This window comes from Marivivens sp. LCG002, from assembly GCF_030264275.1.
In the GTDB taxonomy this organism is placed as follows: domain Bacteria; phylum Pseudomonadota; class Alphaproteobacteria; order Rhodobacterales; family Rhodobacteraceae; genus Marivivens.
In genome coordinates this window covers 2,291,822-2,306,019 of record NZ_CP127165.1, presented here as the reverse complement: position 1 = coordinate 2,306,019, position 14,198 = coordinate 2,291,822, and the positions used below count along the sequence as shown (strand labels likewise).

Sequence of the window (14,198 nt, the reverse complement as noted above, 5' to 3'; positions counted from 1 at the left end):
CGAGATGGATGATTACACTGGTTTTCTCTTAAGCACATTGGCTCTGCGAAGAATTGGGGATGCCGCCTCGTGGGAAAGGCTGGGGGCTTTGGGAGTTGCCGCGGACCCTTACGAGCACCAGATACAGAACGTCCTGACGATACTAGATGGGCCGGATATTAGACATTTGATTGCAGATGAGGTCGGATTGGGGAAAACCGTTCAGGCGCTGATGGTGTTGAACGTCCTGAAGCGTGAGGATCCGTCATTGCGGGTTGCCATAGTGGCGCCTCGAAGGATCAGCTACCAGTGGCAAGTCGAACTCTGTGCGCGCGGACATACTTCCGCAGAAATGTGGACGGAAGACACCGAATTTGAAACCACTGACGGAAGCGGATACGTCCACATCATCAAGAGTGACTTGGTCCGGTCGAAACCGATTGTTCCGGACCCTACTAACTATGATATGTTGATTGTCGATGAGCCCCATATTTTGAGCCTTGAACAGGCGAGGTTCCTCTCAGGCCTCTGCCGTTCTGGGCGGAATGGTAACTCGTTTCGGCATGTTCTTCTACTGACAGCGACCCCGCGATTGGGGAGCCCTGAGTGGGCACGTGCTGTCTTTGGGATGATTGAAACGGATCGCGCCAACCTTGCAAATCAGTCCGGGCAGGAGATGGACGACGTCCTGAAAGTGCTCGGTCGCGATTGCTACGAGATGGTCTCCAGTAACAAGATGTCTGCTGAAGCCGCAATGTGGGCTGTAGCGAAGAACCGTCGCATCCTGCGCCAGACTCGGGCCGCCTGGCCGGAGACGGCTCCCAAGCGCAAGATCAAGACCATCATATCCAAGCCAAACGACGCGGAAATGGCGCGCGTTAATTTGGCGAACTGGCGCCTAGCTCAAGAAAACCTATCGCACAATTTGCAAGTCGATGGTGCCCCTTGGCAACCCGTGAGACAGCTTTTCTGGGCAAGGGAAACTATGCTTCGAGCTCTCAGACACGACACGTTCTCGGTGCTTGAAAACGACACCCGTGAATGTGTTGACGCCTCGCTGGCCGACTCTGGGGACACACTCTTCGAGGATCTTTGCGATACGCTACTCGGTATCTGGGAGCGAGATGAAGACCGGCGTGCTATCATTGTTGCCGGGGATACTCCGACAGTCGACAGCCTTGAGACAAGGCTTTACCGAATGTTCCCCGAACTTGAAGAAGATGAACTCATAGCGACGATGCGAGGTGGACAGAACACGGATATGGTGGACGTCGTTAGTGCAATCCACAGCGGCGCAAAGCTTCTTGTTCTGGAAGAGGTGGTCGAGGCGGGGCTGAACCTGCACCACTTCGCCAATGATCTGATTTTCTACAACCTGCCTTGGAGCATAGCGAGGGTCGATCAGCTTATTGGTCGATTGGATCGACTACGTCCAGGTGGGTTCAAAAGGGCTCTGGACGGGAAACCGATCGGGGACATCACGATCTGGCGAATGGCGGTGGAGCAATCGCCAGATCACCGGGTATTGCAAGCCATGGACAGTCTCGGAGTTTTTGATGCTCCTTTACCTTATCTCGATGATGCGACAATCTCGCGTCTTGGGAATGCCGTAGCGAGAGCAGCAAGTGGTTACTTGGGCAATCACGAAAACGAATTGGCGCTTTTGGAGGAGCTGACCTCAGAGGTGGAGCAATCGAGGCGGCTCCTCTCAATGGATGCGCTCCCCCAAGTCCCTTCCGAAAAGTTGCTGGATCTCGTCCGAGCTGGCGAAAGGGATGCCGCTTCCGTCCTGAATCATCTTTCTAACGGTGGTGCGTTTCGTGTTCACGATTTGTCGAGTGCCGACGGCGAAAAGGTCCGTTTACTCAAATACCCTCGATTCGAAACGGATCCTCTATTCGTCTTGGGCGACATGGATGAACGAAACGGGGAAATTCTACGCACTCAACGTTCGCGCCTCAATGATCCGAAGAAGGACGTGAAGCTAAAGGGAAATCAGGTTGGAAAAAGAGCGCGTTTCTTTTCCACGGGAGATGCTCTGCATGATGATCTGATAGGCCAACTTTGTTCTGGAGTTAAAGGGCGCCCTGCTTCTCCGCAGCAACATCCGATCGGAGTAGAACTGCCGGAAGGAGCGCTCCGGGATTGTTGTTCGGGCTGCACAGTGGCGATCTCGGTGGCGGCGTTCCTACCCGGGTCTGGGCTGCCTGCCCCACGCCTGCGTGTGCTGGAAGATGACCTTTGGGAACACGGTCGTGTCGACGGCCTAAGACGCATCGACGAGTGGCTTCTCGCCGGCCTTGAGGCGGATCGCCGATGGCTCCTGCTTCGCTTCGACGCATCTTTCTATATCGATGCGACTGTGATCCAAGATGACGGAGTAACTAGAGAGCTGGATCAAGATAATCTGAGTGAGTTGCTCTCAGGTAGGGGAACACCCAGAACAGGCTCCAAATATCCTCGACTACCCAAATGCGAGCGAGCCACTGCGGTGTTCTCCGAACATTTCAGTAAATTCCACAGAACAGAAAAGCAAAGGCTAGCGGAAAAGAGAGCAGGGGTATTTAAGGACTTTCAAGCCCGAACAGCGGTCTTGGCTGCTGATACTGAAGTCTTTGTAAAAGGAAGTGTCATGACTGAGAAGCGTCTTTGTCAGCAGAAAAACGCGGCACAGAATGCCAAACAACAGCAGATGCTTGAAGGACAATTAGCAACGGAGAGGCGGCGAGCTGAAGCGCGTCGACAGGCGGCGGACTTGCGCGCCAAGCTGCTGTCCGAAGATATCGCTAAAATGTTTGACAATAGCACTCCGATTATGGCTCGCGGTTTGTTTAGGATACTTGCTGTCGATTGATCCGCCCCAATTAGGGGTGCGTTCCGCTCCGGGAGGATCAAAGCTGAGTTGTTAGTTTGTAGCCTGCTGTATGGAGTGGACCGTTGATCTTGTCGTATTAGGGTATGGGCTTCGGAAACGGGTCTTTCCCAGTCAAGTCATTTTGCAAAAAAAGGCTCACCATGCCGAAGCAGGATATAGATTAGCATTTCACAATTTGAGGTCGAGGCGCAGCTTCCAATTGCGGGGCGCCTACTTTTTAACAGTTATTAAGTGGGACAATTCTGTCAGAAAAGTGGCTGTAGGTATCGTGTTTTAACTGTCCCACTTTTTGTTAAGTGTCTGAATTGTATTCAGTAATAAGCTTCGCCCCCGGGCACCACTTTTACCGAATGACGAATTAGGTCCCCTGCAAGGGTGGAGCGTGGCCAGGCGTTCGAAAATGTGGGCCACCAAAGCCCTTTCCACCTACACTCTTGAAAGCAGGTACTCGGTCTCGAGAGAGCGTAGTTTTGCGGAATGCCCTTGTATCTGAACGGGGTCGTGTTCGTCGCCGGGGTGAACCATGACCCAGATATCTTCACCACTGCTTTGAGCCGCTCGATTTGCGGCTTCGATCTGTGAGCCCAGAACTGCGATTGCACGTTCGGGATCATCAAGAGGGAGGATCCCGCTAAATCCCCAATTTGTCTCGACCCCGAGCTCTTGGGCCAATTTGTGGCCGTGAGTGCCCAATCGAGCGAGAACCCGCTCTTTCAATCCGATCGGTCGCGCGATCGGCCGGATCGAGCGCACGGGAATCCCGAGTTCTGCGGCTTTCAGCAGAACAATCCTGTTGACCGTGGGATAGGTGTGGCAGTGCTCGTGACCGTCGATATGTCAGGAAGTCTGCCGAACAAGGATCGGAAGAGATCTAGTTGTCGGTCGAGCGCGGCTTGAGCTCGACGTGCTCCCAGACCGAGTAGGCCTTTGAGCAAAACCATATTGCGGCTCTGGGTGTGGGCCCCCCCTGTGCGCCATAGGTCAGGTTGAAACGAAGTCCGATCCTCTTGGTGCCGATACAGTCGAGAAGGGCTTCGGCAGATGCTTTGGAGCAGGTTTCCACGAGCACCGATGTGGCATCGATGGCGCCTCTTGCAAGCAGACTACGGATTGCGGCGTCATGTCGTTCACCCAGCCCGTAATCGTCGGCGATAAGTATGGCTCTTGCTTTTGTCATCACACCTTGGGGTACGGCTGGGTGACGCGACTTTTCAGCGTCAAGCCGCGGGTGTCAACCTGTGATGGCGTTCGTTATGCCGCCGATTTCGGGCGAAACCGCTTCCATGCCACAATCGCGCCGCCGACGATGACAACGAGAAGATAATCAATGACGGGAATACGTGCGATTTCATTGAGGTTTGCCCATCCACGCTCTGAATAGACCGCCACAACGCCACCCACAAACGCGAGGAGGATCAAGCCCCGCACCAGACGCGACCAACCCAGTCCGTGCATTTGCGTCACGATGAAAATCGCAGCAAAGCCGAAGAAGAACATCGGCCAGAACTCCTGACCTGCGACCAATGCCACAGTCACTCCGTGGATCAGGACCGAAACTTCGAGCGTCAGCGTCCACCAACGGTTCGTGTGCATTTTGGCAAAGGCGAGCGCTCCTTGGATCATCAGAAGGAAGGTGTAGAAAAAGCCGAGCAGGTGACCCCAAGTGGTTTCCATTGGGTGGAACCAATAGGTGTAGGTCACGGCCCATGCGAAATAGTAACCGTGGGTGCGGATAAGTCCCTCGCGTGCGGATTTCAGCCAACCGCCGCCGTATCCAAAGACCAGCCCGCGTCGCGGAGCTTCGATGATGAGGACCATGATCAGGAGGAAAATTACGGAAAGCTGCGAAGAAAAGACCGAAGTATCCTGTGCGAGCCCGTCATACCAAACCGCCGTCTGGAGATAGTGCAATGCGCCGAAGCCAAGCATCCCGAAAAGGCCGACGACATTCAGGGGATGCAAGCTGTTGCGGTTACGCAGCGCGTCGCGGTGTTTTTGGCCCCACCAGATCAGGCCCCAGAAAAACATCTGGTGCAGCGCGTAGAACCCCCAAGCGGTGAGCCGGCCCATGGTCGTTTGCTCGGGCAGTTTCCAGTAATACCACGCCGCGCCCGTATCGGGCAGGTGCTCGATACGGCTGAGCAGCGGTTCGAGAAGCAGGATCGACCATGTGCCCAGAAATGCAACGCAACAGGCAATCCAGAATGCGGTCATGAGGCGTTTGTCGGTCATCGGTCCCTCGCTTTATCGGTATACGTGCTTTGTGCGGTCACAGATCAATCAGGCCATCGGCAAATTGAATGTCGCTTTGATCCTGTCCATCACCACCGAGGTCTTGAACCCTTTGATATCGGGGTTGTCATAGAAAAACTCGCGGGTGAAGGCTTCGTAGTCGGCCATGTCCTTGGCGCTGACGATCAAGAGAAAGTCGGTCTCGCCAGTGACGTAATAGGCGCTCATCACTTCGGCAGAGCTTCTTACCGAGCGTTTGAAGCGGTCGATGATATCCGCGCGCTCGCGGGCAAGCTCGACCGAAACCAGCATCATAAGTGGCCTGCCCGCTGCATTCGGATCGACCACCGAGATATCGGCCGTGATGACTTTGTCGGCCCGCAATTTCGCCAAGCGGCGCTGAACAGAGGTCGGTGACAGCCCGACCAATTCCGATAGTTCCGCATGCGTCAGTTGATTGTTCTGCTGAACGTGGTGCAGGATTCTTTTGTCGATCTTGTCCATCTTGGGTTTTTCCAAAGACTTCGGTGTAATCTATGCAGGAAAACTGCACCATTACCCGATCAATTGCAGAAAAAACGCAGAGATGGAAGTTAGGATCGGGGAAATACTCGGAGGTCTCATGCCTGATTTGCCATTTACCCTTGCTGAATATGATACGCGTCTCGCGCGCGTGCGTGCCTCGATGTCCGAGCGCGGACTTGATGCGGTCTTTGTGACCGACCCTTCGAACATGGCATGGCTCACGGGCTATGACGGTTGGTCCTTCTATGTGCACCAAGGCGTTTTGCTGCGGCTCGAGGGCGAGCCCGTTTGGTGGGGCCGTGCGATGGATGCCATCGGGGCGGGGCTGACCACTTGGCTCGCCAAGGACAATATCCGCGGATATGACGACACCTTTGTCCAGAACCCCGCAAAGCATCCGATGGAGGATCTGTCGCGGCTTTTGGCGGAACACGGTCTGGACAAGGCGCGTGTCGGTCTCGAGATGGATAACTATTACTTCACGGCTTCTGCGTTCCTCTCGCTGCAAAAGAACCTTCCCAATGTGCAGTTCGAGGACGCAACGGGTCTCGTGAACTGGCAACGGGCGATCAAGTCCGAGACCGAGCTCGACTATATGCGCCGCGCGGCGCGCATCGTGGAAAAGATGCATCAGGTCGTGGTCGACAAGGCCGAACTCGGGATGAAAAAGAACGAGTTGATCGCCGACATCTATCATGCCTCCGTCATGGGGGCGGAGGGTCATTGGGGCGATTATCCTGCGATCGTGCCGATGGCGCCTTCGGGGATGGACGCGACCGCACCGCATCTTACGTGGGACGACACGCCGCTCAAGGCGGGCGAGAGCACCTTTTTCGAGATTGCGGGGGCTTACCGCCGTTATCAATGCCCGCAATCACGCACGCTTTTCCTCGGCAAGCCGCCGCAGAAATATATCGACGCGGAAAAGGCCGTCCTCGAAGCGGTTGAAGCGGGCTTGGAACAAGCGAAACCCGGCAATCACTGTGAAGACATCGCCAATGCTTTCAATGCGACGCTCAACAAGCATGGCTTTGTCAAAGACGGGCGCTGCGGCTATGCCATCGGGATTTCCTATCCGCCGGACTGGGGCGAGCGCACCATGTCGTTCCGCCGTGGGGATATGTCCGTGCTCAAGCCCGGTATGACCTTCCACTTCATGCCAGCACTCTGGCTCGATGACGGCGGGCTCGAGATCACCGAGCCGATCGTTATCACCGAAACGGGCGTTGAATGTCTGTGCCGCACGCCGCGCCAGATGTTCATCAAGGATTGATCGATGCGCGCCAACCCGATCAGCCCGACCGTCGACTTTGACAAGGACGGTGTCCAGCACGGGCACCTTCGCCTTCCCTATAGCCGCAACGACAGTGCTTGGGGATCGGTGATGATCCCTTTGACTGTGGTCAAGAACGGATCTGGCCCGACGGCTTTGCTGACGGGCGCGAACCATGGCGACGAATACGAAGGCCCGCTTGCTCTTTTCGATCTGGCTGCAAGGCTCGGCGCAGAAGAGATTTACGGTCGGGTCATCATCATTCCCGCGATGAACCATCCCGCGTTCATGGCGGGCACCCGTGTTTCGCCGATCGATCAGGTGAATATGAACCGCGCCTTTCCGGGGGTCCCCGATGGGACGGCGACCCAAAAGATCGCCGATTATTTCCAGCGCACACTTCTGCCGATGGCCGACGTGGTTCTCGATTTCCATTCGGGCGGCAAGACACTCGACTTCTTGCCCTTTGCCGCCTCGCACATCCTCGAGGACGCAGAGCAGCACGCGCGTTGCCGCGCGGCGCGGGATGCCTTCAATGCACCCTTTAGTGTAGAGATGCGCGAGATCGACGCGCTGGGCATGTATGATGATGCAGCCGAAGGACAGGGCAAAACCTTTGTCACGACAGAGCTTGGCGGGCAGGGGTCCGCGACGCCCTATACCACCGAAATTGCGCGCAAAGGCGTGCGCAATCTCTTGATCCATGCAGGTATCCTGAACGGCGAGCCAGAGGTCGGGCCGACGCGGCACCTCAGCCAACCTGATGACGCCTGTTTCCACTTTACCGCCGAAGGCGGGCTTGTGGAGTTTCTGATTTCACTCGGTGACACCGTGAGGGTCGGCGAGCCGATCGCGCGGATTTGGGACATGCGCCAGACAGGGCGCACTCCGATCACTGTCACCGCTCAACGGGACGGGCTTTTGATGGCGCGTCACCATCCCGGCATTTGTCAGGCAGGCGATTGCCTTGCCGTGCTTGCCGTAGAAGACTGAAAAGGACATCGCAATGTTGAATAACGACCAGATCGCACTCTGGGATCGGGAGAACTTTTTCCATCCCTCGACCCATCTTGCCATGCATGCTCGCGGGGAAACGCCTTCGCGCGTGATCCGCACCGGCGCAGGAGTTCACATCGAAGACCGCGACGGCAAACGGCTTCTCGACGCCTTTGCGGGGCTTTATTGTGTGAATGTCGGTTATGGCCGCCCTGAAATCGCCGAGGCAATTGCAGATCAGGCGCGTGAGCTTGCCTATTACCACGCTTATGTGGGTCACGGCACCGAGGCGTCGATCACACTGGCCAAAATGGTCATGGATCGCGCCCCCAAGGGCATGTCCAAAGTCTATTTCGGCCTTTCGGGGTCCGATGCGAATGAAACGAACATCAAGCTGGTCTGGTATTACAACAATATCCTTGGCCGCTTCGAGAAGAAAAAGATCATCAGCCGTTGGCGCGGCTATCACGGCTCGGGCCTGATGACGGGATCGCTCACGGGGCTTGGGCTGTTCCACCAAAAGTTTGACCTGCCGCTCGAACAGGTCATCCACACGGACGCCCCGTATTACTTCCGCCGTGAAAAGACCGAGATGAGCGAAGAGGCTTTTTCGGCCCAATGCGCCGCGCGTCTGGAAGAGCTGATCCTTGCCCACGGGCCCGACACCATCGCCGCCTTTATCGGCGAGCCTGTTCTGGGGACGGGTGGGATTGTTCCGCCGCCTGCGGGCTATTGGCCTGCAATCCAAGCGGTGCTTCGCAAGTATGACATCCTCTTGATCGCGGACGAGGTCGTGACGGGCTTTGGCCGCTTGGGCACGATGTTCGGCTCCGACCACTACGGGATCGAGCCCGATTTCATCACCATCGCCAAGGGGCTGACTTCGGCCTATGCGCCGTTGTCGGGCTCGATCGTGTCGGATCGCGTCTGGAAGGTGCTGGAGCAAGGCACGGACGAAAACGGCCCGATCGGCCACGGCTGGACCTATTCCGCCCATCCCATCGGGGCAGCGGCAGGGGTTGCCAACCTAAGGCTCATTGACGAGCTGGGGCTGGTTGCCAACGCGGGCGAGATGGGGGCCTATCTCAAGTCGTCGTTGACCGAGGCGCTAGGTGATCATCCCAATGTTGGCGAAGTGCGCGGCGAAGGGCTCATGTGTGCGGTCGAACTGGTCGAGAGCCGTGCGCCGAACACCTTCTTCGATCCATCCCGCAAGATCGGCCCGTCGATTGCGGCCGCGATGGCAGAGATGGGCGTCATCGCACGCGCCATGCCGCAGGGCGACATCATCGGCTATGCGCCGCCCTTCTGCATCACCCGCGAAGAAATCGACACCGTCGTCAGCGCTACCGCTGCTGCTGTGAAAAAAGTTCTGGGCTAGTGCCGAAAAACGAGGCTCGGGGTAGGCCGAGCCTCATTCGTCGGGAGTGAGGAAGCCGCCCGATTGACGTTTCCAAAGCGAAGCATAAAGGCCGCCCTGCGCCAAAAGTTCGGCGTGGGTGCCTTGCTCGACGATCTGCCCCTGATCCATGACGATGAGCCTGTCCATCGCCGCGATGGTGGAAAGGCGGTGCGCAATCGCGATCACGGTCTTGCCTTCCATAAGGGCATCAAGACGGGACTGGATCGCGGCCTCGACCTCCGAGTCGAGTGCACTCGTCGCCTCGTCGAGAATGAGGATCGGCGCGTTCTTGAGAGCGACACGGGCGATGGCGATGCGCTGGCGCTGGCCCCCCGAAAGTTTCACACCCCGCTCGCCGACATGGGCATCAAGCCCCTTGCGGCCTTGGCTATCGGTGAGATGCGGCACAAAGCCGTCGGCTTCGGCCATACGTAGGGCATCCATGATCTCTTCATCTGTGGCGTCGGGACGGCCATAGGTGATGTTGTCACGCACTGAGCGGTGCAGGAGCGAGCTGTCCTGTGTCACCACGCCGATTGCGGCGCGCAGCATTTCCTGCGGCACGGTGCGGATATCCTGACCGTCGATGGTAATGCTGCCCCCCTGCACATCGTAGAACCGCAAAAGAAGGTTGATCAACGTGGATTTGCCTGCGCCGGAGCGGCCGATCAATCCGATTTTCTCTCCCGATTTAAGATGGAGGTTCAGACCGTCGAGAACCGCCAAGGGACGCTCGCCCTTGGCACGCTCGTAACGGAAGGTCACGTCGTTGAAGTCGACCACTGCATTCGTTACCGCAAGCGGCTTGGCATCGGGGACATCCGTGATGGCGCGCGGCAAAGCAAGGCTCGAAATCCCGTCGCGCACAGTGCCGATGTTCTCAAAGAGCGCCGCGAATTCCCACATGATCCAATGGGCCATATTGTTGAGGCGGATCGCCAACGGCACGGCAATCGCCACCGCCCCGACTTCGATCCGTCCTTGGGTCCAAAGCCAGATGCCAAGACCCGTCACGCTTGCCACCAGCCAGACGTTGATAAGGTTGAGGATGATGTCCTGACCCGTGGAAAGCCGCATTTGGCGGTATACAGTGCCGAGAAAGCGGTCCATGCCCTCGTGCATCCAGCGCTCTTCGCGGTCGGCGTGGGAAAAGAGCTTGACCGTGGCGATGTTGGTATAGCTATCGACGATGCGGCCCGTCATCATGCTTCGGGCGTCCGCCTGATCCGCCGCGACGATGGCGAGGCGCGGCACGAAGTGCGACAGCATCACAGCGTAGAGCAAAAACCAGACCGCAAAGGGCACAGCGAGCCGCCAATCCTGACTTGCGGCAAGGGTCAGCGCGCCGAGGAAATAGATCGTGACATAGCTCCCGACGTCCATGATCTTGAGGGCGACTTCGCGCACGGCAAGTGCGGTTTGCATGACGCGCTGCGCAATGCGGCCCGCGAACTCATCATGGAAAAAGCCGACCGACTGGCGCAGCAAATAGCGATAGGCCATCCAGCGCACCCGCTGCGGGAAATTCCCCATAAGCGTCTGGTGCAGGATGAGAGAGGTCAGGGCGTTGAGGATCGGCATTCCGATCACAAGGGCAAGACCCATGAACAGGATGGTTCGCCTCTGTTCCTCCCAGAAAACCTCGCGCGGGGTCGAGGCGATATTGTTCACCAACTCACCGATCCAACCGACCAGAACGACCTCGAAAAGCGCAATCGCCCCCGCACCGATCCCGACAAGGATAAGCCAGAAGATCACACCGCTCGAATAATGCCGCATGAACCCCCAGAAGGTCGCAGGAGGCATTTTCGGCGGATCTTGGGGATAGGCGCTGACGCGCTTTTCAAAGAACGAAAACATGGAAACTCGGAGGGATCTAAAAAATCAGACCCAAGTGCTCCCTCAACCGCGACAAACTGTCAAGCGTCGGCTGGGGTGCCCTTGGGTCAACTTTGGCGGAAATCATTAATGGATGTCCGCAATTAAACGATGCGCAGGTTTCAGATCACCAAAGATCCAGCCCCAGGAGTTTACGCCCGAGCGCGTTGAGATAAGGGCGACCATAGTGCTTTTTCTCCCATTCGCGGGGATCGCCGGGAAAGTCGGGGCGTGCGGGCGGTTCAAGATCAGTCCAAAGTCGCACCCGTTCCAGACGCTCGGCTTCGTTGTCCTGCTCGGCAGGGAACATCGAGATATACTGCGCCATGCGCACGCGGCCATCCGAGTGGTTCGGGCGCACGCCGTGGGCCAGAAGCGAGTTGAAGATCATCAAATCTCCGGGTTCGAGATCAACGTTCTCGCGGCATAAGCCCGTCATGTCAGGGCAAATCGGATCGCGGTCGGCGGGCTGGGTTTTGACCCATTCCTCGTAGTTCTGGAACAAGTAGGGCACCGCCTGAAAGCCGCCCGTTTCAATGTCCTGCTTGCGGATCGAAAGCACACCTTGGACCCCGATGGGGAAGGGGCGGGCGTTCATGTCGACGTCGAAATGGATAAATCCATCGGGATTGCCTTTGACCTTTTTCGGCGGGTTGATGTTGGCGCGGTCGATCGCAACCCAAAGATCCTCGCGGTCCCAGATATCGACAAAGGCATCATAGACCCGCTGGGTCATGCGATTGTCCCACATATACTGGTGGTGATAGATCTCGGTCATCCCGACGTTGTTCAGCTCGGGGCGCACATGGGGACGGCGCTGCGGTTCGTACCATGTGTCGGGATTATTCGGGTCCTTTTCGTCGAACTCCCAGAGCACATCCTCGAGCCGCTTGGCGGCCTCGGCGCTGATTGCATTGCGCACGATCACATAGCCTTTGGTGATCCAGTGCTGCCAATCCTCTTCAGAGAGCACGCGGAGCGGCATGGTCTTCTGGATGTCTTTGAGCTGCGTTGTGACTTTGGACGAGACCGGATGGCTGATGTCCGCCCCAGTAATGGCCTGTTGCATGGCAATTCCTCCCTTTTGCCTTGGTTCAAGATAACGCGGCATAGGTCGAAATGTTGTATCTAGCTGTCAGATTGTGATACTATTCTGGCATATGTGATAAGGAATTTGCGGGATGAGGCCCTATCTCGAGAACCTACCCTGGACAGAGGACTCGTCGCTTGCTCTGTTGAACAGGCGGCTCGAGGGGGAAATCCCGTTCCAATGGCACCATCATCCCGAATGGGAGCTGACCTTGACGCTCAACTCCACGGGCCAGCGGTTCGTCGGGGACCATATCGGAGATTACACGGATGGGGATCTGGTGCTCGTCGGTCCGAACTTGCCGCATACATGGATGAGCAGGGCGCGCATCGCGAGCGGACCCCACCGCGCTTTGGTCATCTGGTTCGGTCAGGATTGGCTCGACCGTTTTCACGGATTGCCCGAATGGGAACCTCTCAAAAGGCTCTCGCAAAGGGGTGGACGCGGTCTTGCCTTCTCGCCTCGGGTTTCGCAGGAGGTCAGACCCCTCATCGAAGCGTTCTTCGACAGCGATCCGCAGGACCGTTTTCTGGTGCTGCTCAAGATTCTGGTCCGTCTTGCAGATGGGGACTCGACCGCATTGGCAAGCACGGCGGTCGAGCGCACAGCGCACGGGGTCAACCGTGACCGCATCGAACGGGTTCTGACCTATCTTCACAGTCACTTCGAGCAACGGATCGAACTGGAAGAGCTTGCCGCGATTGCCGCTCTATCGGTTTCGGGGCTGCATCGGCTCTTTGTAAAGCAGACAGGACAGACCGTGACCGAATATCTGATGGCGTTGCGGATCGGGGCCGCTGCGGCGCAGCTTGTCGCGACCGAGCTGCCGATTGCGCATATCGCTGCAGACGTCGGCTATGGTGCTTTGGCGAATTTCAATCGCCAGTTCCGCGCACTCAAAGGCATAACGCCAAGCGCCTATCGCAAAGCGTTTCGCGTGTAGGAAAAAGGCGGGCAATCTCGGCCCGCCTTCCTTCAATTACAGCTTGCACATCCCTGTGCTTTGGTTGGCGCAACGGGCGCATAGCCCTCACCTGCGACGCGGAGCATACCGCCCGACACATCGATCACTTCGAAGTCGACCAATGGTGCGATCTGGCGCGCGGCTTGAGAGGTTCGATTGCCCGAGCGACAAATCAAAGCGAGCTTTTGCCCTTGTCCGACCAGAGGTCCGACCTTGGCAAGAAAATCCTGCGCGCCCGCATAGGTCACAAGATGCGCACCCTCGATTACACCTGTTTGCTTCCACTCCTCCTCGCGGCGGATGTCCACAAGAACGATGTCTTCGGCGCGGGCAAGCGCCTCGCCCGAGAGGGTCAGGGTCGAGATATTCTCTGCTCCGCCCAGCGACGGTAAGAACAGCCCTGCACCTACGGCGGCCAGCCCCGCAACTCCGAGCGTCAAAAGCGTGCGACGGTTCATCGTCTAGCCCTGAAGCTTTTTCCAGGCGTTCAGCCCGCCTGCGATGAACTTGGCATTCCGGTAGCCCATGTCTTTGAGGCTTGCAGCAGAAAGAGCGCCACGGTTGTTGGCGTTGCAATAGCACAGAATGGTAGCGTCCAGATCGGCAACGATACCTTCGACATTCATCTCGAGCTTACCGCGGCTAAGGTTGATCGATCCGGGAATGTGGCCATTTGCGTGTTCATCGGGGTCGCGGATGTCGAGAGCAACCGCGCCCGAAGCCATGAGCGCTTCGACCTCGGAAGGGGCGACCTCGTCCACGCGTGCACGTGCAGCATCGGCCATCGTCTGGAATTTGGAAGTATAGTCCATGGGTATCTCCTCAATGTTTGACCTTGATATATATTAAAAACAATATGTGTAAATGTATTTCGTGAGCTGCGAGGTCACGATTTCGTTGACGTCCTTTGTCCATTCGCCCGCAAGCTCCTAGCCAAAAGTTAAGTCCTGATGGCCGACTTAGCCTTCAAACCGGCTAAACTAT

13 protein-coding genes are annotated in these 14,198 nt (G+C 57.1%); 5 read left to right on the top strand and 8 right to left on the bottom strand.

The window, feature by feature from the left end; all coding sequences use genetic code 11:
* Window positions 1-4 precede the first annotated feature (4 nt).
* On the top strand, window positions 5-2,833 hold the full coding sequence (locus tag QQG91_RS11400) for an SNF2-related protein (protein WP_285770350.1): 2,829 nt from the start codon (window positions 5-7) through the stop codon (window positions 2,831-2,833).
* Window positions 2,834-3,280: 447 nt separating this feature from the next.
* Here the strand turns inward: QQG91_RS11400 and QQG91_RS15565 are convergent, their stop codons facing one another.
* The 4 genes from QQG91_RS15565 to QQG91_RS11385 all read right to left on the bottom strand — a co-directional run bounded on the left by QQG91_RS15565 (window position 3,281) and on the right by QQG91_RS11385 (window position 5,590).
* Complete coding sequence (locus tag QQG91_RS15565; RefSeq protein WP_352232129.1) at window positions 3,281-3,688, bottom strand: ChbG/HpnK family deacetylase; 408 nt, start codon at window positions 3,686-3,688, stop codon at window positions 3,281-3,283.
* A gap of 37 nt (window positions 3,689-3,725) precedes the next feature.
* Entirely contained in the window at window positions 3,726-4,031 is a 306-nt protein-coding gene (locus QQG91_RS11395; protein WP_285770349.1) for a ChbG/HpnK family deacetylase, read from the bottom strand.
* A gap of 74 nt (window positions 4,032-4,105) precedes the next feature.
* Window positions 4,106-5,086 carry a hypothetical protein gene (locus QQG91_RS11390; protein ID WP_285770348.1) on the bottom strand — a complete coding sequence of 327 codons (981 nt, stop codon included), beginning with the start codon at window positions 5,084-5,086 and terminating at the stop codon, window positions 4,106-4,108.
* Between the two features lie 48 nt (window positions 5,087-5,134).
* On the bottom strand, window positions 5,135-5,590 hold the full coding sequence (locus QQG91_RS11385) for an Lrp/AsnC family transcriptional regulator (RefSeq protein ID WP_285770347.1): 456 nt from the start codon (window positions 5,588-5,590) through the stop codon (window positions 5,135-5,137).
* Between the two features lie 118 nt (window positions 5,591-5,708).
* Between QQG91_RS11385 and doeA the strand changes: the two genes are divergently transcribed.
* From doeA to QQG91_RS11370, 3 genes are read left to right on the top strand one after another with little or no spacing between them, the layout of a single operon-like run.
* Window positions 5,709-6,884 carry an ectoine hydrolase DoeA gene (doeA, locus tag QQG91_RS11380; RefSeq protein ID WP_285770346.1) on the top strand — a complete coding sequence of 392 codons (1,176 nt, stop codon included), beginning with the start codon at window positions 5,709-5,711 and terminating at the stop codon, window positions 6,882-6,884.
* A 3-nt stretch (window positions 6,885-6,887) separates the two neighbouring features.
* Window positions 6,888-7,877, top strand: coding sequence for a N(2)-acetyl-L-2,4-diaminobutanoate deacetylase DoeB (gene doeB, locus QQG91_RS11375; RefSeq protein ID WP_285770345.1), 990 nt, complete (start codon window positions 6,888-6,890; stop codon window positions 7,875-7,877).
* A gap of 13 nt (window positions 7,878-7,890) precedes the next feature.
* Window positions 7,891-9,261 carry an aspartate aminotransferase family protein gene (locus tag QQG91_RS11370; protein WP_285770344.1) on the top strand — a complete coding sequence of 457 codons (1,371 nt, stop codon included), beginning with the start codon at window positions 7,891-7,893 and terminating at the stop codon, window positions 9,259-9,261.
* A 33-nt stretch (window positions 9,262-9,294) separates the two neighbouring features.
* Here QQG91_RS11370 and QQG91_RS11365 read toward each other — a convergent pair whose 3' ends face one another.
* Together QQG91_RS11365 and QQG91_RS11360 are read right to left on the bottom strand one after the other, a co-directional pair.
* Complete coding sequence (locus QQG91_RS11365) at window positions 9,295-11,142, bottom strand: ABC transporter ATP-binding protein (protein ID WP_285770343.1); 1,848 nt, start codon at window positions 11,140-11,142, stop codon at window positions 9,295-9,297.
* A 145-nt stretch (window positions 11,143-11,287) separates the two neighbouring features.
* Entirely contained in the window at window positions 11,288-12,229 is a 942-nt protein-coding gene (locus QQG91_RS11360; protein WP_285770342.1) for a phytanoyl-CoA dioxygenase family protein, read from the bottom strand.
* 112 nt (window positions 12,230-12,341) lie between these two features.
* On the opposite strand from QQG91_RS11360, the gene QQG91_RS11355 reads away from it, so the two are divergent.
* Window positions 12,342-13,193, top strand: a complete 852-nt coding sequence (locus tag QQG91_RS11355) for a helix-turn-helix domain-containing protein (protein ID WP_285770341.1) — start codon at window positions 12,342-12,344, stop codon at window positions 13,191-13,193.
* Window positions 13,194-13,225: 32 nt separating this feature from the next.
* On the opposite strand, the gene QQG91_RS11350 is transcribed toward QQG91_RS11355, so the two are convergent.
* Both QQG91_RS11350 and QQG91_RS11345 read right to left on the bottom strand, forming a co-directional pair.
* A complete protein-coding gene (locus QQG91_RS11350; protein ID WP_285770340.1) occupies window positions 13,226-13,672 on the bottom strand; it encodes a rhodanese-like domain-containing protein in 447 nt (148 codons plus the stop codon).
* A gap of 3 nt (window positions 13,673-13,675) precedes the next feature.
* On the bottom strand, window positions 13,676-14,026 hold the full coding sequence (locus QQG91_RS11345; RefSeq protein WP_285770339.1) for a rhodanese-like domain-containing protein: 351 nt from the start codon (window positions 14,024-14,026) through the stop codon (window positions 13,676-13,678).
* Window positions 14,027-14,198: the final 172 nt, after the last annotated feature.

Bases quoted from the DNA above. Each gene is read 5' to 3' on its own strand.
- QQG91_RS11350 (WP_285770340.1), bottom strand. From the start codon at position 13,672: ATGAACCGTCGCACGCTTTTGACGCTCGGAGTTGCGGGGCTGGCCGCC.
- doeB (WP_285770345.1), top strand. From the start codon at position 6,888: ATGCGCGCCAACCCGATCAGCCCGACCGTCGACTTTGACAAGGACGGT.
- QQG91_RS11365 (WP_285770343.1), bottom strand. From the start codon at position 11,142: ATGTTTTCGTTCTTTGAAAAGCGCGTCAGCGCCTATCCCCAAGATCCG.
- QQG91_RS11400 (WP_285770350.1), top strand. From the start codon at position 5: ATGGATGATTACACTGGTTTTCTCTTAAGCACATTGGCTCTGCGAAGA.
- QQG91_RS11370 (WP_285770344.1), top strand. From the start codon at position 7,891: ATGTTGAATAACGACCAGATCGCACTCTGGGATCGGGAGAACTTTTTC.
- QQG91_RS11355 (WP_285770341.1), top strand. From the start codon at position 12,342: ATGAGGCCCTATCTCGAGAACCTACCCTGGACAGAGGACTCGTCGCTT.
- QQG91_RS11360 (WP_285770342.1), bottom strand. From the start codon at position 12,229: ATGCAACAGGCCATTACTGGGGCGGACATCAGCCATCCGGTCTCGTCC.
- QQG91_RS11395 (WP_285770349.1), bottom strand. From the start codon at position 4,031: ATGACAAAAGCAAGAGCCATACTTATCGCCGACGATTACGGGCTGGGT.
- QQG91_RS11390 (WP_285770348.1), bottom strand. From the start codon at position 5,086: ATGACCGACAAACGCCTCATGACCGCATTCTGGATTGCCTGTTGCGTT.
- doeA (WP_285770346.1), top strand. From the start codon at position 5,709: ATGCCTGATTTGCCATTTACCCTTGCTGAATATGATACGCGTCTCGCG.
- QQG91_RS11385 (WP_285770347.1), bottom strand. From the start codon at position 5,590: ATGGACAAGATCGACAAAAGAATCCTGCACCACGTTCAGCAGAACAAT.
- QQG91_RS11345 (WP_285770339.1), bottom strand. From the start codon at position 14,026: ATGGACTATACTTCCAAATTCCAGACGATGGCCGATGCTGCACGTGCA.